The 18,583-nt window shown below is 67.2% G+C and carries 17 protein-coding genes; 5 read left to right on the plus strand and 12 right to left on the minus strand.

Features of this window, described 5'->3' with window-relative positions:
- Positions 1 to 4: 4 nt before the first annotated feature.
- Positions 5 to 949 carry a serine hydrolase gene (locus tag CW348_RS13370; protein WP_287463957.1) on the plus strand — a complete coding sequence of 315 codons (945 nt, stop codon included), beginning with the start codon at positions 5 to 7 and terminating at the stop codon, positions 947 to 949.
- A 52-nt stretch (positions 950 to 1,001) separates the two neighbouring features.
- On the opposite strand, the gene CW348_RS13375 is transcribed toward CW348_RS13370, so the two are convergent.
- From CW348_RS13375 to CW348_RS13385, 3 genes are all read right to left on the minus strand, one after another.
- Positions 1,002 to 2,135 (minus strand): acyl-CoA dehydrogenase family protein, encoded by a 1,134-nt coding sequence (locus tag CW348_RS13375; RefSeq protein ID WP_011292733.1) that lies wholly within the window; start codon positions 2,133 to 2,135, stop codon positions 1,002 to 1,004.
- Positions 2,132 to 3,367, minus strand: coding sequence for an acyl-CoA dehydrogenase family protein (locus CW348_RS13380; protein WP_104613046.1), 1,236 nt, complete (start codon positions 3,365 to 3,367; stop codon positions 2,132 to 2,134). Before CW348_RS13380 ends, CW348_RS13375 begins: the two co-directional genes overlap by 4 nt.
- Positions 3,368 to 3,483: 116 nt before the next feature.
- Positions 3,484 to 4,242, minus strand: a complete 759-nt coding sequence (locus tag CW348_RS13385) for a beta-ketoacyl-ACP reductase (RefSeq protein WP_011292731.1) — start codon at positions 4,240 to 4,242, stop codon at positions 3,484 to 3,486.
- A 593-nt stretch (positions 4,243 to 4,835) separates the two neighbouring features.
- On the opposite strand from CW348_RS13385, the gene CW348_RS13390 reads away from it, so the two are divergent.
- The gene (locus tag CW348_RS13390; RefSeq protein ID WP_258076924.1) at positions 4,836 to 5,207 is read left to right on the plus strand and encodes an ATP-binding protein; all 372 of its coding nucleotides are present in this window, start codon (positions 4,836 to 4,838) and stop codon (positions 5,205 to 5,207) included.
- Between the two features lie 236 nt (positions 5,208 to 5,443).
- Positions 5,444 to 6,274, plus strand: coding sequence for a helix-turn-helix transcriptional regulator (locus CW348_RS13395; protein ID WP_104613047.1), 831 nt, complete (start codon positions 5,444 to 5,446; stop codon positions 6,272 to 6,274).
- Positions 6,275 to 6,482: 208 nt separating this feature from the next.
- On the opposite strand, the gene CW348_RS13400 is transcribed toward CW348_RS13395, so the two are convergent.
- From CW348_RS13400 to CW348_RS13425, 6 genes are all read right to left on the minus strand, one after another.
- Positions 6,483 to 6,716: a DUF397 domain-containing protein gene (locus tag CW348_RS13400; protein WP_011292728.1), complete on the minus strand. Its 234-nt coding sequence runs from the start codon at positions 6,714 to 6,716 to the stop codon at positions 6,483 to 6,485.
- Positions 6,717 to 7,014: 298 nt separating this feature from the next.
- Positions 7,015 to 7,950 carry a zinc ABC transporter substrate-binding protein gene (locus CW348_RS13405; RefSeq protein ID WP_016189074.1) on the minus strand — a complete coding sequence of 312 codons (936 nt, stop codon included), beginning with the start codon at positions 7,948 to 7,950 and terminating at the stop codon, positions 7,015 to 7,017.
- An 86-nt stretch (positions 7,951 to 8,036) separates the two neighbouring features.
- The gene (locus CW348_RS13410; RefSeq protein WP_011292726.1) at positions 8,037 to 8,705 is read right to left on the minus strand and encodes a TrkA family potassium uptake protein; all 669 of its coding nucleotides are present in this window, start codon (positions 8,703 to 8,705) and stop codon (positions 8,037 to 8,039) included.
- Positions 8,706 to 8,722: 17 nt separating this feature from the next.
- Entirely contained in the window at positions 8,723 to 10,132 is a 1,410-nt protein-coding gene (locus tag CW348_RS13415; protein ID WP_011292725.1) for a TrkH family potassium uptake protein, read from the minus strand.
- Positions 10,133 to 10,274: 142 nt separating this feature from the next.
- On the minus strand, positions 10,275 to 11,519 hold the full coding sequence (gene nhaA / locus CW348_RS13420; RefSeq protein WP_016189072.1) for a Na+/H+ antiporter NhaA: 1,245 nt from the start codon (positions 11,517 to 11,519) through the stop codon (positions 10,275 to 10,277).
- 312 nt (positions 11,520 to 11,831) lie between these two features.
- Positions 11,832 to 12,734, minus strand: coding sequence for a cation diffusion facilitator family transporter (locus tag CW348_RS13425; RefSeq protein ID WP_011292723.1), 903 nt, complete (start codon positions 12,732 to 12,734; stop codon positions 11,832 to 11,834).
- A 101-nt stretch (positions 12,735 to 12,835) separates the two neighbouring features.
- Here CW348_RS13425 and CW348_RS13430 point away from each other — a divergent pair, with 101 nt between their 5' ends.
- Positions 12,836 to 13,183 carry a helix-turn-helix transcriptional regulator gene (locus CW348_RS13430; RefSeq protein WP_011292722.1) on the plus strand — a complete coding sequence of 116 codons (348 nt, stop codon included), beginning with the start codon at positions 12,836 to 12,838 and terminating at the stop codon, positions 13,181 to 13,183.
- On the opposite strand, the gene CW348_RS13435 is transcribed toward CW348_RS13430, so the two are convergent.
- Positions 13,180 to 13,992 carry a (2Fe-2S)-binding protein gene (locus CW348_RS13435; protein WP_041428143.1) on the minus strand — a complete coding sequence of 271 codons (813 nt, stop codon included), beginning with the start codon at positions 13,990 to 13,992 and terminating at the stop codon, positions 13,180 to 13,182. The genes CW348_RS13430 and CW348_RS13435 overlap by 4 nt on opposite strands.
- Positions 13,993 to 14,475 carry a MarR family winged helix-turn-helix transcriptional regulator gene (locus CW348_RS13440; protein ID WP_011292720.1) on the minus strand — a complete coding sequence of 161 codons (483 nt, stop codon included), beginning with the start codon at positions 14,473 to 14,475 and terminating at the stop codon, positions 13,993 to 13,995.
- Between the two features lie 231 nt (positions 14,476 to 14,706).
- Here CW348_RS13440 and CW348_RS13445 point away from each other — a divergent pair, with 231 nt between their 5' ends.
- Positions 14,707 to 17,901 (plus strand): efflux RND transporter permease subunit, encoded by a 3,195-nt coding sequence (locus CW348_RS13445; RefSeq protein ID WP_104613048.1) that lies wholly within the window; start codon positions 14,707 to 14,709, stop codon positions 17,899 to 17,901.
- A 217-nt stretch (positions 17,902 to 18,118) separates the two neighbouring features.
- On the opposite strand, the gene CW348_RS13450 is transcribed toward CW348_RS13445, so the two are convergent.
- Positions 18,119 to 18,577, minus strand: coding sequence for an ATP-binding protein (locus CW348_RS13450; RefSeq protein WP_104613055.1), 459 nt, complete (start codon positions 18,575 to 18,577; stop codon positions 18,119 to 18,121).
- Positions 18,578 to 18,583: the final 6 nt, after the last annotated feature.

The raw sequence follows: 18,583 nt of genomic DNA on the forward strand, positions 1-18,583 counted from the left end.
GGAGATGTGTAAAAGGAACGGCCCCCACCTGCCCCCGGCGCCAGGGGCTTCCCCCCCCCCCTGGCCCTCCCTAGCCGCGGCCCCCGTCCCCGCGCTGCCCCCCCCGGGCCATGCCGGCGGCCCGCCCGCGCACCCCCCCGCCCCGGCCCGGCCCCCCCCCCCCCGGCGGGCCCCCCCCCCCCCCAAACCCCCGCAGCCCCCGCCGCTGAGCCCCGCCGAATACGACCGCCTCACCCGCGTCATCGACGACTACCTCGCCGGAGAGGACTGCCGGCTCTCCCTCGCCCTCCACGACCTGGCGAGCGGCGCCACCTACTCCTACCGGGCCGGGGAAACCTACACCACAGCGAGCCTGGTCAAGCTCAACATCCTCGTGCTGCTCCTGCTCCGCGCCGAAGATGAAGGCCGGGAACTGTCCGCTGAAGAGGAGCGGCTGGCTGCCGAGATGATCCGCTACAGCGACAACGACGCCACCAACGACCTCTATGCGCGGATCGGCTTCGACGCAGGGTTCGCCCGCGGCAACGAGCGGCTCGGCCTGCACGCCACCAGGCCCAGCGGGCGCGGTGTCTGGGGCGCTACCGAGACCACCGCCGCCGACCAGTTGCGGCTGCTCCGCATCGTCTTCACCGGGGACAGCCCGCTCTCCGAACGCAGCCGCGACTACGCCAGTCAACTGCTCGGCACCGTGGCACCGGAGCAAGCCTGGGGGATCTCCGCGGCGGCAAGCGAAGGCGACACCGTGGAACTGAAGAACGGCTGGGTGCCCCGGAGCAGCGACGGAGACCGGTGGGTGCTCACCAGCGCGGGCCGAGTCGCGGGGGCAGAACACGAATACCTGATCGTCGTGCTCTCCGACCGCCACCGCGACTACGCCGGCGGCATCGCCCGCATCGAACACGTCGTTGCCGAGGTGGCCGCCGCGCTCAGCGACGCAACGAGACAGTGACCCGGCCGAGGAAAAGTGCCGGGACCGCCCCCCTCAGGCCCCGGCACCCCCGTCACGGGGCGGGAGGAAGACCCACGAGATCCGCGATCCGCGCCCGGTGCCGGTCCGCCGTCCCCAGGCTGAGCGACGCGCTCTTGGCGCGCTTCAGGTACAGGTGGACCGGATGCTCCCAGGTGAAGCCGATCCCCCCGTGCAACTGCACTGCTTCCTCCGTGACCTTCACCGCGACCTCGGACACAAAGGCTTGAGCGAGCGCCGCAGCAAGCGGGAGGTCCTCCGAGTCAGCGGCGAGCGCACTCGCCGCATGCCGCACCACGGCTCTGGCTTGGGCGAGCAGTACCCACAGGTCGGCAACCCGATGCTTGAGCGCTTGGAAAGAACCGATCGGGCGGGCGAACTGCACGCGCTCCTTCAGGTAGGCCACGGTCGTGTCGAACGCCCACTCAGCAGTGCCGAGCTGCTCTGCGGCCAACAGGACCGCGCCGGTGAGCAGTGCGGCCTCCACTGCGTCGACCGCCTGCTGGCCGACGGCCACCCTGGTCGCTTCGGCACCGGTGAGGGTCACTTCGGCGAGCGGCCGGGTCTGGTCCAGGCTCACCACAGGACTCAGGGTCGCCTGGTCGGCGGGGAGCAGGTACAGGCCGGGTCCCTCCGCGCCGAGAGCGGGCACGACCAGCACGTCCGCGCTGAGCGCGTCCACCACGCCGGGAACCGTGCCCGTCAACTGGGAGCCGTCCGCGCGGACCTGGGAGGGGAAGCCAGACCCGGGGGCCGTGGGTAGCGGCACTACCAGTGTGGCGCAGCGCTGCCCGGCTGCCAGGTCCGTGAGCAGGGCGCGCACCTGCTCCTCTGCAGTGCCCAGCGCCACCAGGGCACCGGTGGCCAGCACGGCGCTGCCGAGGAACGGGACCGGGGCTACGGCCCGGCCCAGCTCTTCAGCGACGGACGACGCCTCCCGTGCCGTAGCGCCGGCGCCCCCGAGCGTTTCGGGAACGAAGAGGCCGAGGACGTCCAGCTCCGCCAGTTCCTGCCACAGGGCACGGTCGGTGACCTCTGCCGGAGCATGGTGCGAGACACGGTCGAGGACGGACTGCCATGGGCACCGGTGGGCCAGCAGCTCCCGGACGCTGGCGCGCAGCTCCTGCTCGATCTCGCTGTACAGCAGATTCAGCTCGGATTCGCTCAACGGGGCAGGTCCTTCCAGGCGAGGTCTTTGTCGGCCCGGGGTTCCGGGGGCAGTCCCAGGACGCGTTCGGCGATGATGGTGCGCAAGATCTCTGAGGTTCCGCCCTCGATCGAGTTGCCTTTGGCGCGCAGGTAGCGGAAGCCGGGGCCCCGACCCAGCAGGTCCGGTTTCTCCGGGCGGCGGAAGGTCCAGTCGTCGTAGGTGAGTCCTTCCACCCCGCGGAGCTCCAGTTCCAGACCGCTGATGCGCTGGTTGAGTTCAGCGAAGGAGAGTTTGGTCGCCGATCCTTCAGGGCCGGGCTGGCCCGCGGCGAGCTGCTGGCGCAGCCGCTCCTTGGTCAACCGGGCGGCTTCCGCGGCGACCCACAGCCGCAGAAGCTCCTCGTGGAGTCCACGGGTGCGCAGGTCGGGACGGCTCCGCCACAGGTCGCTGACTATGCCGATGAGCCCGCCTTCCCGGGGTTCGGGGCGGCCGCCGATGGAGACCCGCTCGTTCATCAGCGTGGTCTGCGCGACCTTCCACCCTTCCCCGACCCCGCCGAGCCGGAGGCTGTCGGGGATCCGCACCCCGTCCAGGTATACCTCGTTGAATTCGGCTTCCCCGGTCATCTGGCGCAGCGGGCGCACCGTGACCCCCGGGGCGGTCATATCGCAGAGGAAGTAGGTCAGGCCGCGGTGCTTCGGCACGTCCGGGTCGGTGCGGGCCAGCAGGATGGCCCACTGGGCCCGGTGCGCCAGCGAGGTCCACACTTTGTGGCCGTCGATCACCCAGTCTGTTCCGTCGCGGACCGCGCGGGTGCCGACGGCGGCCAGGTCTGATCCGGCTCCGGGCTCGCTGAACAACTGACACCAGACTTCTTCCCCGGTGTAGATCGGTTTGAGGAAGCGGTCACGCTGCTCCGGGGTGCCGAAGGCAGCGATGGTGGGGGCCGCCATGCCCAGGCCGATCACGAGGCCTTCCCGGTCGACGGGGACGAAACCGAAGCGTTCGAACTCCGCGTCGACGACGTTCTGCAACGCGCGGGGAGCGCCGAGCCCGCCCGCGCCTTTGGGGAAGTGCACCCAGGCAAGGCCCGCGTCGTACCGGGCGGCGAGGAACTCGGTCTGGTCGGTGGTGGCGGGGTCGTGTTCCGCGACGAATGCGGCGACGCGGGCGCGTAGTTCCGCGGCATCCGGTGGAGCCTCAGAGGACGGGGTCACGTCACAACCTTCCTGGAGGAGCGGGAGGGGCATTCCGCGCGGGAGGACCAGGGCCGTCCCGGTCCCCCGCGCGGCTCAAAACGGGAGGGGCAGCGGTACTGGCCGCGCGGGGGCGAAGCGGTCCGCGCTGCCGTCCTCCGCGGGCGGAACTAGTCCAGCGGGCCGCCGGCGACGTAGATCACCTGTCCGGAGATGTAGCCGGCTTCTTCACTGGCGAGGAAAGCCACGGTGGCGGCGATGTCCTCGGGCACACCGACCCGGCGCACCGGGATCTGGGCGGCGCGGGCCGCCTTGAATTCTTCGAAGTCCACGCCGATCCGCTGGGCGGTGGCCCGTGTCATGTCGGTGACGATGAATCCGGGAGCGACCGCGTTGGCGGTGACGCCGAATTTCCCGAGTTCGATCGCTAGCGTCTTGGTGAAGCCCTGCAGGCCGGCTTTGGCTGCGGAGTAGTTGGCCTGTCCGCGGTTGCCTAGCGCCGAGCTGCTGGACAGGTTGATGATGCGGCCCCAGCCTTGCTCGGTCATATAGGCCTGGGCTGCCCGCGACATGAGGAACGCACCGCGCAGGTGGACCCGCATCACGGTGTCCCAGTCATCGTCGGTCATCTTGAACAGCAGGTTGTCGCGGATCACCCCGGCGTTGTTCACCAGGATGGTCGGCGGGCCGAGCCGTTCTGCGGTCTCCTTGACCGCGGCTTCAACCTGCTGGGTGTCGCTGACGTCCGCACCGAGGGCGATCGCTTTGCCTCCGGCTTCGGTGATCGCGTCCACCGTGGCCTGCGCGCTCTCCTTGGTGAGGTCGAGTACTGCGACCGCGTGCCCTTCGGCGGCCAGGCGCTGCGCGGTGGCGGCGCCGATTCCACGGGCCGCACCCGTGACGATTGCGACACGAGGGGTCTGGGGCATGGTGTCTCCTCCAATGACAGTCGGTGAACCGGTCCGGACCCGGCCGTCCAGTGCACGGTTGAGGCGATCCTAACCAGTCGTACCGACTGGATGGTATGTCAGGGGTGGTTTCCTGTGCGCCTGCTGTGGGAACGCCCGCAAGGCGGGATGGGATACAGCATTCAGCGGAGCAGGCACCGCCGGCGCGGTGTGGGCCACGGGGTGGAGTCTTCCCAGTTCGTATTAGGTGGTGCCAGGAAAGTTCACTGCTGTCCTGGAAAGTGCGGCAGAATCGCAGCCTTTTTTGTTCGCTCTTCAACAGATAACCGGAGCGAATGTTCTAGGATGCCTTCCGAGAGGCACGTGCACGTGCATACGATCCTTGCATTTGCATAGTCCTCTTACCTGCGAGCGCTCGAGACGACGGCAAGGGGATCGCGGTGACCGGACATTCTTCCCAGAGGTTTGTCAAGAGGACGCCCGGACAGGAAGCGGCGCCAACACCAACTCTTGTCGCGGCAGAGCGCGCTTGGTGGCTTACCCCGCTGCGCAATGGGCTGTCACGGTGGAACTCCTACCCGGGGACAGCCAGCTACGACAGCCTGCTGTGGAGCTTGGCCCCGGATTACGGTGCCGTGAAGCTCGCCCGCGAACTCGCTATGGCAGCCCTGCGTGAGTGGGGAATGGTCCGGTACGCCAGCGACGTCGAGCTCGTGGTCTCCGAACTCGTCACCAATGCGCTGCGACACGCCGTCCCCCGGATCGGGAAAGAGCAGGAGAACATCATCCAGCTCAGCGTGATGCGCCGCGGAGCAGAATTCATCTGCGCGGTCCGCGATAGCAGCGACTTAATACCGCAGCGCAGAGAACCGGACTTTATGGCAGAAACTGGGCGAGGGCTCCAGCTCATCTCCTGTTTCAGCCGCCGCTGGGGCGTGGTCCCGACCGTGGCGGGCGGCAAGTTCGTCTGGGCGCTTTTCGGGTGACCCAGGGGAGTGAGCCGGAGAAACCGCAGCCTTCCGGTCCGTGGGGCTTTTTCAGGTGATTGCGGCATAGAACCACGGAAAACCCGGACTCTTAGGCGATATCGTGTAACCATTAGAACAACGTGGTACGGGAGAGAGTCCCGCGGGAATGGGTTTTTGACGAGCCACTGGGTGGGGAGGAAGCAGCGGTGAATGTGGCTCAGCCAGAGCCGGGGAGCGGCCCGACAGTACGGCGCATGCTGCTCGGTTCCCAGCTCCGCCGGCTGCGGGAAGCCAAAGGGATCTCCCGAGCTGACGCCGCGTACAAAATCCGCGGTTCCGAATCCAAGATCAGCCGCATCGAGCTGGGCCGCGTCGGTTTCAAAACCCGTGACGTCGAGGACCTGCTGACGTTCTACGGAGTGGAGGACGAGGCGGTTCGCGACTCATTCCTCAAGCTGGCGCGCGAAGCCAACGAGCCTGGCTGGTGGCAGCAGTACGGCGACTCCCTGCCGAGCTGGTTCCAGTCCTACGTGGGCATGGAGGAAGCCGCCACCCAACTGCGGGTCTATGAGACCCAGTTCGTCCCAGGGCTTTTGCAGACCGAGGACTACGCCCGCGCGGTGGTGACCCGCGGCGGTAGGAAGAAGCTGGACGATACGGCCCGGCACCGGATCGCCACACGCATGCGCCGGCAGGAGCGCATCCGGAAGAACCACAATGTCAAGCTGTGGGTGATCATCGATGAGCCCGCGGTGCGGCGACCGGTGGGCACGCCTGAGGTGATGCGCGCCCAGTTGGAGCACCTGTATGACCTCAGCATGGCCCCCAACATCACGCTGCAGATCGTCCCCTTCCACCAGGGCGTGTTCGCGGCGGAGACCGGGTCGTTCACGATCCTGCGCTACCCGGAGTACGACCTGCCCGACGTGGTCTACGTGGAGCAGTTGACGAGCTGTCTCTTCCAGGAGAAGCGCGCTGACGTCGAGCAGTACACCATGACTCTGGAGTGGCTGGCGGTGGTTGCGGAGCGCCCGGACCAGACACGCAAGATGCTCCAGAAGATGATCAAGGAGCTCGAGGAGTAAAGCGGTCCGTACGCCCGGGGCCGCGGGAGGCATGACCGCGTCCCGCGGGCCAGCAAGCTGAGCTGTCCTCGGGCGGGGACCGCAGCGCCGTGTGCAGCCCGCCCGCGCGGACCGATTGCGCCGCGGGTGCGCCGGCAGGCTGTGCTGCAGGTCAAGCGCAGAACAGCAAAAGCCCCGGCGCTTTCACGCCGGGGCCGATGCCCGTCGTCTAGCCGAGCAGGTTGTCGAAGTCACCGTCCTTGATGCCCAGGATCAGGGCGTTGATCTCGGCTTGGGTGTAAATCAGGGCGGGGCCGTCGGGGAAGCGGGAGTTGCGCACGGCAATAGAGCCGTCGGCCAGCCTGGCCATCTCCACACAGTTGCCGATCGAGTTGCTGCGGCGGCTCTTCTGCCAGGTGACATCGCCCAGTTCAGCGGCGGAAATGCCATTGTAAGCGTTCACTGCACGCTCCCTCTGTCAGCGTTCGTGCGGGAATACACCCGTTCGTATGCACCGCCAAATGCACGTGCACGCGCATTGGATTTCGTTCAGGATAGCGCATGAGTATGAGAGTTCTCCGAGAAATTGCTGAGATGATGGCGCCTCCCGCCGGGAGGAAAGAGCGGATGCGTGCCCGAAATTTTCGGATTTTAGGCGTGTAAAGCTGACAAAAGGGATGAAAGATTGGGTGGCTGTGGCGCGATCGTTATCTTTCCGGAAAAGGGGCGGGAGGGCGCGGAAGGCAGCAGCGGAACAAGGGTCAGGAGCAGCCCAAGGCGGAGACCAGAGCGTCGAGGTTGGCCCGCATCACCGAGAGGTAATCGGTACCTGGGGAGTCGTCGGTGAGGCTTTCGAGGGGGTCCAGGAGCGCGATCTCAGCCCCGGTCTCTGACGCAATCGTCTCAGCGATCGCGGGGTCGGCGAGCGGAGAAGTGAACACCGTGGTGACGCCGTGCTCGTCGATTTCGCGCACGACCGCAGCGATCCGGGCGGGGGAGGGGTCCTCGTGGTGGGAGTCGATCCCCGTAACGCTGATCTGCTCCAAGTCGTGCATCTCAGCCAGGTAGCCGAAGGCGGCGTGGGTGACCACGATCTCGCGCCGGGCGCAGGTGTCCAGGCTTTCGGTGTAGGCGGCGCTCAGGTCGCTCAACTCTCCGGCGACCGCCTCATGGTTTTCCTGGTAGGCCGCTGCATGGTCGGGGTCGATGTCGCTCAGCCGGTCGGCGAGCGCTGCGGAGACCTCGGCTAACCGCTCCGGGTCCAGCCACAGGTGCGGGTCCTTTCCACCGTGGCTGTGGGAGTCGGCTCCGCTGTGCTGCTCCTCGGCATGGCCGTCGTGCTCGTGGTCTGCGCTGGATACCGGAAGCAGGTCCACCACGTCCGCTGGGTCCAGGAAGCGGTCTGCGGCGTGCTGGTCCACTGCGTCGTCGACTGCAGGCTGCAACCCCCGGATGTGGAGGACGAGGTCGGCGTCGGCGACCGTACCGATCTGGCGCGGGCTCAGCTCTACTTCGTGCGGGTCGGCTCCGGCCTCGGTGAGGTTGGTGACCGTGACAGCGTCGCCGCCGACCTGGGAGGCCAGCCACTCTAGGGGGTAGACGCTGGTGACGATGTGGACCCCGGAGCCGCTCGCGCTGCCGCTTCCGCACGCGGTGAGGCTGGCGAGCAGTGTCCCCGCGACCCCTGCCGTGAGCACTTTTGTCGGTATCCCAGAATGCATGAAAACATTGTCGTGAAAGTGAAAATCATTGTCAATCTCGGGGTTTGTCTGCTTTGCCGGGACTACTGCAGCTCGGCGAACCGCTCCACGTCCTCGGTCCTCCCGGCGACGATGATGATGTCCCCCTTCTGCGGGACGGTGTCCGCGGTGGCATAGGTGAACGACCCGCCATGCCGCTTGATCGACACCACGGTGATGCCGTGGCTGGACCGCACCCCACTCTCCCCGAGCCTGCGGCCGACGATCTCCATCGGAGCCCGGGTCTTCCCCAACGCGAAGTTCTCTTCAATCTCCACGTAGTCGAGCATCCGCCCCGACAGCAGGTGGGCTACCCGCTCTCCCATGTCGTGCTCGGGCAAGACGACGTGGTGGGCGCCGATCTGCTGGAGGATGCGGCCGTGGCGCCGACTGACGGCCTTCGCCCAGATATGGGGCACCCCCATGTCCACCAGCAAGGACGTGGTGAGAATGCTCTCCTCGAGATGGCTGCCGATCGCCACCACTGCCCGGGAGAACTCGTGCGCGCCGATCTGGCGCAGCGTCTCGTCGTCCGTGGTGTCAGCGACCACGGTGTGCGTGAGGATGTCGGCATAGGACTGCACGCGGCGGGGATTGTTGTCCACGCCCAGCACTTCCCAGCCGTGAGACACCAGTGCCTCGGACAATGAACCACCGAACCGGCCAAGACCGATGACAAGCACCCGCCGGTCGTCTGCTGAACTGCGTGGCACTACCGCTCCTCGTGGTGTCAGCCGATGACAGGACGGCCCTCAGGCAGGTCGTAGCGCCGAGTGCGCTCCCGCAGCGCGAGGGCAGACGCAAAAGTAATCGGACCGAGCCGTCCCGCGAACATCAGTATGACCAACAGGACCTGGCCGTGCTGGGGCAGTCCGGCAGCGACCCCCGTCGACAGGCCGACCACCCCGAAAGCCGAGACCACGTCGAACAGGACCTCCTGGGAAGAGAAAGGGGAGACCGCGGTCAAATAGACCGTCGCAAGAGCGATCACCGTCATCGACAGGAACGTGAGGCTCAGCGCCTGGCGGATCGCCCCGGCAGACAGCCTGCGGCCGAACGCGTGCACCTGCGGGTGGCCCCGGATCTCCGCCCACACCACGAGCCAGATCACCGCGAACGTGCTGACCTTGATCCCGCCGGCGGTCCCCGCGCTTCCCCCGCCCACGAACATCAGCATGATCGTGACGAGGAGGGTGTGGGACTCCATCGCGTCCACCGGCACCACGTTGAACCCGCCGCTGCGCGGCATCACCCCGTGGAACGCGCCGTCGAGCAGCTTGTGCGGCCAGGGAAGCGGCCCCAGGGTTGCGGGGTTCCCCCACTCCAAGGCGGTCACCACGACCATGCCACCGACAAAGAGGAGGAGCGACGTCCACACCGTCATCTTCGTGTGCAGGCTCCACCGCCGCGGGGTGCGCAGATGCTTGCGCAGCTCCAAAAGGACCGGGAACCCCAGGCCGCCGAGCACTGTGGCCGCCATGATGGGGACTAAGACCAGCGGGTCCCCCGCAAACCGGGTGAGGCTGTCGGGGTAGAGGGACAGGCCAGCGTTGTTGAAGGCCGACACAGAGTGGAAGACACCGCTGTAGACCGCCTCCGGCAATGGCAGCCCGTGGCCTAGCCACATCCGGGGGATGAGGAGAAGCGCGAGGACAGCCTCGCAGATCACGCTGGTCGCAGCAATACGCCACACGACTTCGCGGGTGCCACCCACGTTCAGCGTGCGCTGCTCGCTCTGCACCGACAACTGCATGCGCAGCCCGAAGCGGCGGATCACCACCATCCCCAGGAGCGAGGCCAGGGTCATGATGCCGATGCCGCCGACCTGGATCAGCCCGAGGATGACCAGTTGCCCGAAGAACGACCAGTCGTGAGCAGGATCGGTGATGCTCAGCCCGGCCACACACAGCGCACTGGTCGCGGTGAACAGGGCTTCCACGGGGGAGACCTGGGTCTGCTGCGCTACCGGGAGCAGGAGCAGCCCGGTACCGAGCAGGATCACCGCGCCGAACAGGGACGCCAGGATCCGGGCGGGCTTGCCCCACAGGATGCGGGAAGCACGGGGGAAGAGCACCCCGAACGGGAGGCGGTGCGACAGGCGTACCGCCTTGCTGCGCAGACCCCGTAGTCGTTCCCCCATCCTTGGCCTGCCGTTTCCACCTCAGTGATTGCCGACTATGGCCGGTCCGTGACGTTCCAACCTAGCGCTGCGCCTCCAGTGGGGCGAGCCGACGTGCGCTTGCGCAGGGGAGAGGAGCCCTCTTGGGCTAGCACGGCCGTCGTCATTGCGGGGAAACCGCCTGGCGCAGCTTCCGGTAGTGGGCGTTGCGCACGGCCAGCACCACGGCCCCCAGCACGGTGGCCAGCAGCGAGGCCAACAGCACCCCGGCTTTCGCGTGCACCAGCGCCTCCGGATAGTCGGGGAAAGACAGGTCGGTAATCAGCAGGGAGACGGTGAACCCGATCCCCGCCAGCAGGGCCATGCCGGTGATGTCGATCCAACGCAGCGCCGGGCTCAGTTCCGCGGCAGTGAGTTTGGTGGTCACCCAGGAGCCGCCGGCGATACCCACTGTTTTCCCGACGACGAGACCGGCGATGATGCCGAGCGCGGCCGTGTCGTCGAGTACCGCGCCGAGCCCGCCCGCAAAAACGACGCCTGCGGACATCACCGCGAACACCGGAAGCACCAGCCCGGACGACCACGGGCCGAGAAGGTGGGCGAGACGGTGGCTGGGGGACTCTTTTTCTCCGGCGAGCGGCACCGTGCGCATGAGCAGCCCCATGGCGACCCCGGCGATCGTGGCGTGCACTCCGCTGGCGTGGACGAGGGCCCAGATCACGCCGGCGAGCGGAAGGTAGACCACCCAGTTGGGCAGGGCCGCGGAGTTGAGGCGGGCCGCCACGCCCCGCCCGCGCTGCAGGTAGCCGAAGACCGCGAGCAGCATCCCCGCACCGATCAGGGGCAGGAAGGAGAGGGAAGCGGTGTAGAAGACCGCGATGACGATGATTGCACCGAGGTCGTCCACGATGGCCAAGGTGAGCAGGAATGTGCGGAGCGGGGAGGGCAGGTGGCGGCCGACCACCGCCAGGATCGCGACTGCGAAGGCGATGTCGGTGGCCATCGGGATTCCCCACCCGGGGAGGCGGGCCGGATTACCGGCGTTGAAGGCCGCGTAGATCAGGGCAGGAACCGCCATCCCGCACACGGCAGCGACGATAGGGAGCATCGCCCGGCGGGGGTTGCGCAGCTCTCCGTGGACGAACTCTTGTTTGAGCTCGTTGCCGACGACGAAGAAGAAGATGGCGAGCAGACCGTCGGCAACCCACGCTTCGACGGTGAGGTGCAGGTGGAGTGCTTCCGGTCCGAAGGAGAAGCTCCGCAGGGCCTCATAGACGTGCCCGAACGGGGAATTGGCCCAGATCAGCGCGGTAAGCGCGCCTCCGATGAGGAGAAAGCCGCCCACCACGTCGGAGCGGAGCAGTTGAGCAAGCGAGTGCAGCCCGCTGCGGGCCGGGCGCGTGGGCATGGCTGTCCCCCCAAGGTTGATTGACCACCACGCCGACCAGACTTCCCGGCACACCCATGCCGAGGCTACAGCCGTGCTGCCTCGGGCTGGGACGGAACTATGCCAGGACTGTGGCCGGGCTGTCCAGAATGATGCCGGTCTGGCCCGCAGGCTGTGGACCGTCCCCCCGGAAATACGAGGTCTTCAAAGTCCGGGGTGTGCGCCGCAGCGGAGCCGGGCTGCTCCGGCTGTCCCTGTCCGAGCGTGCCATTGTGCGAGCCTTTCCGGTGGGTGCGCTGCTGCGGCGGGGCGCTGCGCTCGGGCAGCAGGGGCTCAGGCGCGGCAGGCGTTCTCGTGGTGGGCGTGCCCCACCGGCTCCACTTGGATGGTGGAGTGGTCGATGGAGAAGTGCGTCGACAGGCAGTCGTGGAGCCGGGCCAGGAGGCGTCCGCTGTCGGCCAGAGCGGAATCCTCGACTACGACGTGGGCGGAGAGCACCGGCATGCCCGAGGTGATGGTCCACGCGTGAAGGTCGTGGACGTCGACCACATTGGGGTGGGTCTGCAAGTGGCGGCGGACTTCGCTGAGGTCGAGGCCGCGGGGGGTTGCTTCCAACAGAATGCGAAGGGCCTCGTTGAGCAGATGCCAGGCTCGCGGCGCGATGAACAGGGCGATAGCGATCGACACCACAGAGTCCGCCCAGTGCCACCCGGTGAGCCAGATGATGAGGGCGGTGACGACGACACCCGCTGAGGAGAGGAGGTCGCCCAGCACTTCCAGGTAGGCACCGCGCAAGTTCAGGCTCTCGGCCTGGCCGCGTCGCAGCAGCCCGAGGGCGATGAGATTGGCGAGGAGGCCGACGGTCGAGAAAACCACCATCGTGGAGGCGCTCACCGGTTGGGGGTCCAGGAGTCGGCGGACAGCCTCGTAGCCGATGAAGCCGCAGAGCGCGAACAAGAGGAGGGCGTTGAGCGCGGCCGCGAGGATTTCCGCCCGTTTCAGACCGAACGTGCGTTCGTCGGTGGACGGCTGGTTGGCGATCCAGATCGCGAACAGCGCTACCAAGATCCCGAAGGCGTCGACCGCCATGTGCCCGGCATCACCGAGCAGTGCCAGGCTGCCCGCAGCGAGGCCCCCGACGACCTGGAACGCCATGACGCTGAGGGTCAGCGCGAGGACCAGCAGGAGACGCCCGCGGTGGGCGCCCGCGGCGGTGTGATGGTGGTGGTGACCCATACCTTCCCTTTCGTTCCGGTCTGGTGGGGCCGAAGCGGCAGCGATAGTTCAGCCATCACTGTTTATACAGTCTGCACTGTCTATACAGTAAAGAGTGTAATATGGTGATTATGCTGACATCCGACCAGCGTCTCTCCGCGATCCGGCGCCTGGGACGGGCACTCGCCGATCCCACGCGATGTCGCCTGCTGCTGGTCCTGCTCGACGGTCCCGCATACCCTGCACAACTCGCCGAGCAACTAGGACTCACCCGGCAGAACGTCTCCAACCACCTGTCGTGCCTGCGGGAATGCGGACTAGTCCGGGCAAGCTCCCAAGGAAGGCAGACCCGCTACTCCCTGGTGGACGACTCCCTGCGCCACGCCCTCGAAGATCTGCTGCGCGTGGTCTGGGGCGTCGCCGTCGCCCACGTCCCCCCAGGCGAGACGGTTCCCGTGCCGATCGACTAGGCCTGTGCGGAGCCTTCCCCCGCGGACAGGATCTCCTGCCACTGGCGGGCCCGGGTGTCCTCATCCAGCAAGGCACAGTCCCCGCACTTGCTGCCGCCCGGTGCCCGGTAGTACAAGCAGCACGAGCGGCGCACAAAAAACCGGTGCGGCCGCCCCGCGTCGGGTTGGACGAGCCGCCCCAAACCCGCCAGCGGCGGCCGTTCGAGAAGCGCTGCGGCAACAGCAGCGGCACGGTCCGCCCACTCTGGACGGTGCAGCGAGATCATCATCACAGCGCCGCCGACCGCCGCGGCCACATTGCCCCACAGCAGGCGAGGGGAGATCCGGGTCCTGTCGCGCACGGCCGCACCGAGCGGAACCAAGTGGCGTTCGAGCAGAGTCCCCGCCAACGCTTGAGCGACCTCCGCCGCTGCTGCCGGAGCAGCCGCGAAACGGTAGGGGCCGGACAACCACGAGGTGACCTGCTCGGTGTTCGGCTCCCACAGCAGCGAGGCCGGTGGGATGTCCACCACTACCCCGGCACAGGCCGCGGCCAGCGCTGGGGAGACGAGACGGGCAGCGAAACCCAAGTGGGTCACTGAAGCGGCCACCCGCGGTTCCACCGGACCGAACCGGTCCGCCACCCACGCCATCCGGGCCGCCACCACGTCGGGGCAGTCATACAGTTCGGCAAAAGAGCGCAAGCCGGCGGGGGCTGCATCCGCGGTAAGGAGACGCAGGTCGAAGTAGCCGCCCAGCGCGGCCAGTGCGGCGAGCACCTCCTGTTCCCGCGCCTGTGCGGCCGACTGCTCTCCGGGGGACACCCTCACTCACCTCTCCCAGCCGGCTGACGTGCTCGGAGAAGACCGTAGCAGCGCCGCATACAGCGCCTCTGCCCCGCGGACGAGACTGCGCAGCGTCTCCACGTCCAACGTCTGCAACGCCTCGGACATGCGCTTATGGCTCGCACCCCACATGTCATTCACGAGGGCTCGGCCCTCCTCGGTGAGATCCACCCGGCGCACCCGCCGGTCCGCGGGATCCTCGCGGCGGAACACCAAAGAGCGCGCCGCCAGCCGGTCCACGATTCCCGTGAGTGTGGCAACACTCACACCGACCCGTTCGGCCAATTCGTGGGTCGGCGTGTTGCCGTCGATGGCCAAAGCCACCAGAACTTTGAGCTGCTGGATCGTCAACGTGGTGCTCAGCAGCGGCAACGAACGGTCCCGCAGAAACAACTTGAGCTGACGTATTTCTAAGTCCCGCAGCCGGTCAATCAACTCGCGTTTAGTGTCTGACGCGCCGCTGTCCATTCAGGTTCCCGCTTCCAGCCCTGATCGGCTCCCGATCAATCCCTGACATATCCCCGATTTGTATCACTCTGGCATGATTTTCAATGCCACGCGAAGTATCGTGGAACCGCGTGCCCGGCTACAGCCCCCGCGTGCCTCCGTACAGCGGCGCGGGACGGATCATCAACGACCGCTCATCCCAGCGGTGTTCCCATCCGACGTGAAACCATCCTGGTTGAGGAGCCCCTACTCATGTCTCACTTGGCCAAGCTCAGCCTTGGCAACCGGGCGCTGATCCTGCTGGTCACCCTCAGCGCACTGATCTTCGGTGCGATCTCAGCAGGGTCCATGAAGCGCGAACTCATGCCGTCATTCGACGTGCCCATGGCCGTCGTCGGCGCCCAGTACCAAGGAGCCTCGCCGCAAGTCGTCGAGAACGACGTCACCCAAGTCCTGGAACAGGCGGTCAAAGGCGTCCCCGGGGTGACGAGCTACACCTCCACCTCGAGTACCGGAACCGCCCAGATCATTGCGGAGTTCGACTACGGCGACTCCACCGACGACGTCGTCCGCTCCCTGCAAAAAGCCGTCGACCAGGTCGAACCGTTCCTGCCGGAGGACGTCGACCCCTACGTCATGGCTTTCGGCATGGACGACATCCCGGTGGTCATGCTCGCCGTCGGAACCAGCGACGACGACGCCCAGAAACTCGCCGAACCCATCGAAGACCTGCTCGTCCCCGAACTGGAGTCCATCAGCGGGGTGCGCGCCGTCCAAGTCACCGGGATCCGCGAGTCCACCGTGGTCGTCACCCCCGACGAGGACAAGCTGGAGAAGGCCGGCTACACCGTCGCCGACCTCACTACCGCGCTGCAAGCCAGTGGACGCCTTCTACCCGGTGGGCAGATCACTGAAGACGACCGCACGCTCACCGTCACCACCGGCGGCCGGTTGGAGTCGCTCGAGGACGTGGAGAACATCTGGCTGACGCCCAGCGGCGCAGCCGCAGCAGCGATCCCCGGCATGCCGGGAGCCCGGGCCCCGGAACCCGTGCAGCTCTCCGAGGTCGCCGACGTTGAACTGGTGCTCGACGAAGCCACCAGCATCACCCGGACCAACGGCGAACCGAGCCTCGGCATCCTGGTCACCAAGACCCCCGACGGCAACACCGTCGAAGTCTCCGAAAAGGTTCAGGAGCGCGCCACCGACATCGCCGACCAGCTCGGTGACGACATCAGCATCACCGTGGTGTTCGACCAGGCGCCGTTCATCAACGACTCCATCGCCGCCATGGCGGAGGAAGGCCTCCTGGGCCTCGGATTCGCGGTCCTCATCATCCTGGTCTTCCTGCTGTCGGTCCGCTCCACCATCGTCACCGCGGTCTCCATCCCGGTGTCGCTCCTCATCGCGATCCTGGGCATGTGGAGCTTCGACTACACGCTCAACCTGCTCACCCTGGGCGGGTTGACCGTGGCCGTGGGGCGTGTGGTGGACGACTCCATCGTCGTCCTGGAGAACATCAAACGCCACCTGAGCTACGGCGAAGACAAGCACACCGCCGTGCTCACCGGGGTGCGCGAGGTGGCGGTGGCCATCACCTCGGCCACGCTGACCACCATCGCGGTGTTCCTGCCCATCGGATTCGTCAGCGGAGAAGTAGGCGAACTGTTCCGGCCGTTCGCGGTGACCGTCAGCATCGCGCTCGCTGCGTCCCTGCTGGTCTCCCTCACGATCATTCCGGTCCTCGCCTACTGGTTCATGAAGCCCAAAGTCGTTCCGCCCGAGGAGCTGGAACGCATCAAGGCAGAGGAGTACCAGCGGGAACTGCGCTCCCCGCTGCAGCGCAGCTACCTGCCGGTGATCCGCTGGGCCACCAAGTACCGCTGGACCACGCTGCTGGCCGCCGGCGTGATCTTCCTCGGCACGCTGGGGATGACCCCGTTCATCAAGACGAACTTCCTGGAAGACCAGGGACAGAACACGGTCAGCGTCGTCCAGGAGCTTCCGGTGGGCACCTCCCTGGAGGCTGCCGACGCCGAAGCAGCCAAAGTCGAAGAAGCATTGGAGAAAGTCGCCTGGATCGAGTCCTACCAGGCGACCTTCGGCGGCGGGGGGATGTTCGGCGGCCTGTTCGGCGGCGCGGACAGCATCACCTACACCATCACCACCAACCCCGACGGGGACCAGCTCGCCTACCGCGAGCAGCTGCGCGAGATCCTCGAGGAGATCGACACCGAGGCGGAAGCCCGGATCGACGCCACCGGCGGCTTCGGCTCCGTGCTGGAAGTGGTCGTCAAGGCCGACGACGCCGAGACACTCGCCGAAGCGACCGAACTCGTCGAGGAGACTGTCCGCGACATCCCCGGGGCGGCTGACGTGCGCAGCAGCATCGCTGCCGTCCAGCCCGCCTTCGAAATCCACGTCGACGGCGAGAAAGCCGCGAAGAAGGGACTCACCGAAGGCCAGATCGGCCAGGCGGTGACCGCTGCCTTCCAAGGCACCAAGGTCGGCACGGTGACCGTGGAGGACGTCCAGCACGACATGGTGCTGCGCGTGGACGAGGCCCCTGCCACCGTCAAGGAACTCGAAAACCTGCGGATCACCACTCCCACCGGCAGCGAGGTCAAACTCTCCTCGGTCGCCGAAGTGGAAGAAGTGCTCCAGGCGCCCGAGCTGAGCCGCAGCGACGGCTTCCGCTCCGCCACGGTCACGGCTACGCCCACCGCCGACGACCTCGGCCGGGTCACCAGCGAACTGTATGTGGCGCTGGCCGACCTCGACCTGCCTGACGGAGCGACCGCGGAAATCGGCGGGGTCAGCGAAGACCAGAACGAGGCGTTCGCCCAGATGGGTGTCGCCATGCTGGTCGCGGTCGTGATCGTCTACCTGATCATGGTGGCGACCTTCAAGAGCCTGCGCCAGCCGCTGGTGCTGCTCGTCTCCATCCCGTTCGCGGCCACCGGGGCGCTGGGCCTCCTCTTGGTGACCGGAACCCCGCTGAGCCTGCCCGCGCTCATCGGCATGCTCATGCTCATCGGCATCGTGGTCACCAACGCGATCGTGCTCATCGACCTGGTCAACCAGTACCGTGCCAAGGGGATGGAGCTGCGGGAGGCCGTTGTCGAAGGCTCGCGGCACCGGCTGCGGCCAGTGCTCATGACCGCGCTCGCCACGATCGGCGCGCTCACCCCCATGGCTTTGGGGATCACCGGTGGCGGGGCGTTCATCTCCCAGCCGCTGGCGATCGTGGTCATCGGCGGACTGATCAGCTCCACGCTGCTCACCCTGATCCTGGTCCCCGTGCTCTACACCATGACCGAAGCGGCCAAGGAGCGCAGGCTCGCACGTCGGAAGGCCCGCCGGGAGGCGGAGCTCGCCGCGGCCCGGGCCGCAGCGGGACAGTCGGAGCCCGCTCCGGCCGAAGCGAAGGAGGACGCCACGAACTGACCTGTCGGGGCGTTGTCCCACCGCCGTGACACTCTGGGGCCGTCGCATGACCGCGGCGGCCCCACGCCTATTCCCGGCCACCACTCTGCAAGGCGTGCCGAGAAGTACGGGCATGCCGCGGGAAGCCTTGTCACCAGCCACGCGCCGCGCGCAGCCCTTTTGCCCGCTGCTGCCGTCCTGCGCTACCGCGTCCGCACCCCGCGGCCGGGTGCGCTGGTCAGCGGTCCGTGGGGGAGGTCTTCGCGGTGCTATCCCAGACCACTTCGAACCAGACGGTGCGCCCTAGCCCGTCGGCGCGGGACTCGACCCCCCACTTGGCAGCGAGGGCTTCCACGAGATCCAAGCCGCGGCCGTACTCGCTCACGTCATAGGGGTCTCGGTGCTGCGGACAGGGGAGCTGCGTACCGCCCAAGTCTCGGACTTCCACTCGAGCCCAGCCTTCAGCGGCGTGGACTACCACCTCGAATTTTCCGCCAGGGGATCCCGAGGAACTGTGGCGTACCGCGTTCGTGGCGATCTCGCTCGTCAGCAGCGTGACCGTGGAGAGCTCGGGACAGTCGCCGAGCTGGCGTGCCACGAACCGGCGGGCGTGTCTGATCTGGCTCGCCAGGCCAGGAAAGCGGCGTCGGATAGGAAAACCGCGCGCGTTGGAGTGGGGAAGAGAGCGCTCGTGCATAGGCTT

This window comes from Thermobifida sp., from assembly GCF_017577275.1.
In the GTDB taxonomy this organism is placed as follows: Bacteria; Actinomycetota; Actinomycetes; order Streptosporangiales; family Streptosporangiaceae; genus Thermobifida; species Thermobifida fusca.

Bases quoted from the DNA above. Each gene is read 5' to 3' on its own strand.
- CW348_RS13370 (WP_287463957.1), top strand. From the start codon at position 5: ATGTGTAAAAGGAACGGCCCCCACCTGCCCCCGGCGCCAGGGGCTTCC.
- CW348_RS13380 (WP_104613046.1), bottom strand. From the start codon at position 3,367: ATGCCCCTCCCGCTCCTCCAGGAAGGTTGTGACGTGACCCCGTCCTCT.
- CW348_RS13385 (WP_011292731.1), bottom strand. From the start codon at position 4,242: ATGCCCCAGACCCCTCGTGTCGCAATCGTCACGGGTGCGGCCCGTGGA.
- CW348_RS13395 (WP_104613047.1), top strand. From the start codon at position 5,444: ATGCTGCTCGGTTCCCAGCTCCGCCGGCTGCGGGAAGCCAAAGGGATC.
- CW348_RS13415 (WP_011292725.1), bottom strand. From the start codon at position 10,132: ATGGGGGAACGACTACGGGGTCTGCGCAGCAAGGCGGTACGCCTGTCG.
- nhaA (WP_016189072.1), bottom strand. From the start codon at position 11,519: ATGCCCACGCGCCCGGCCCGCAGCGGGCTGCACTCGCTTGCTCAACTG.
- CW348_RS13425 (WP_011292723.1), bottom strand. From the start codon at position 12,734: ATGGGTCACCACCACCATCACACCGCCGCGGGCGCCCACCGCGGGCGT.
- CW348_RS13430 (WP_011292722.1), top strand. From the start codon at position 12,836: ATGGTGATTATGCTGACATCCGACCAGCGTCTCTCCGCGATCCGGCGC.
- CW348_RS13440 (WP_011292720.1), bottom strand. From the start codon at position 14,475: ATGGACAGCGGCGCGTCAGACACTAAACGCGAGTTGATTGACCGGCTG.
- CW348_RS13445 (WP_104613048.1), top strand. From the start codon at position 14,707: ATGTCTCACTTGGCCAAGCTCAGCCTTGGCAACCGGGCGCTGATCCTG.
- CW348_RS13450 (WP_104613055.1), bottom strand. From the start codon at position 18,577: ATGCACGAGCGCTCTCTTCCCCACTCCAACGCGCGCGGTTTTCCTATC.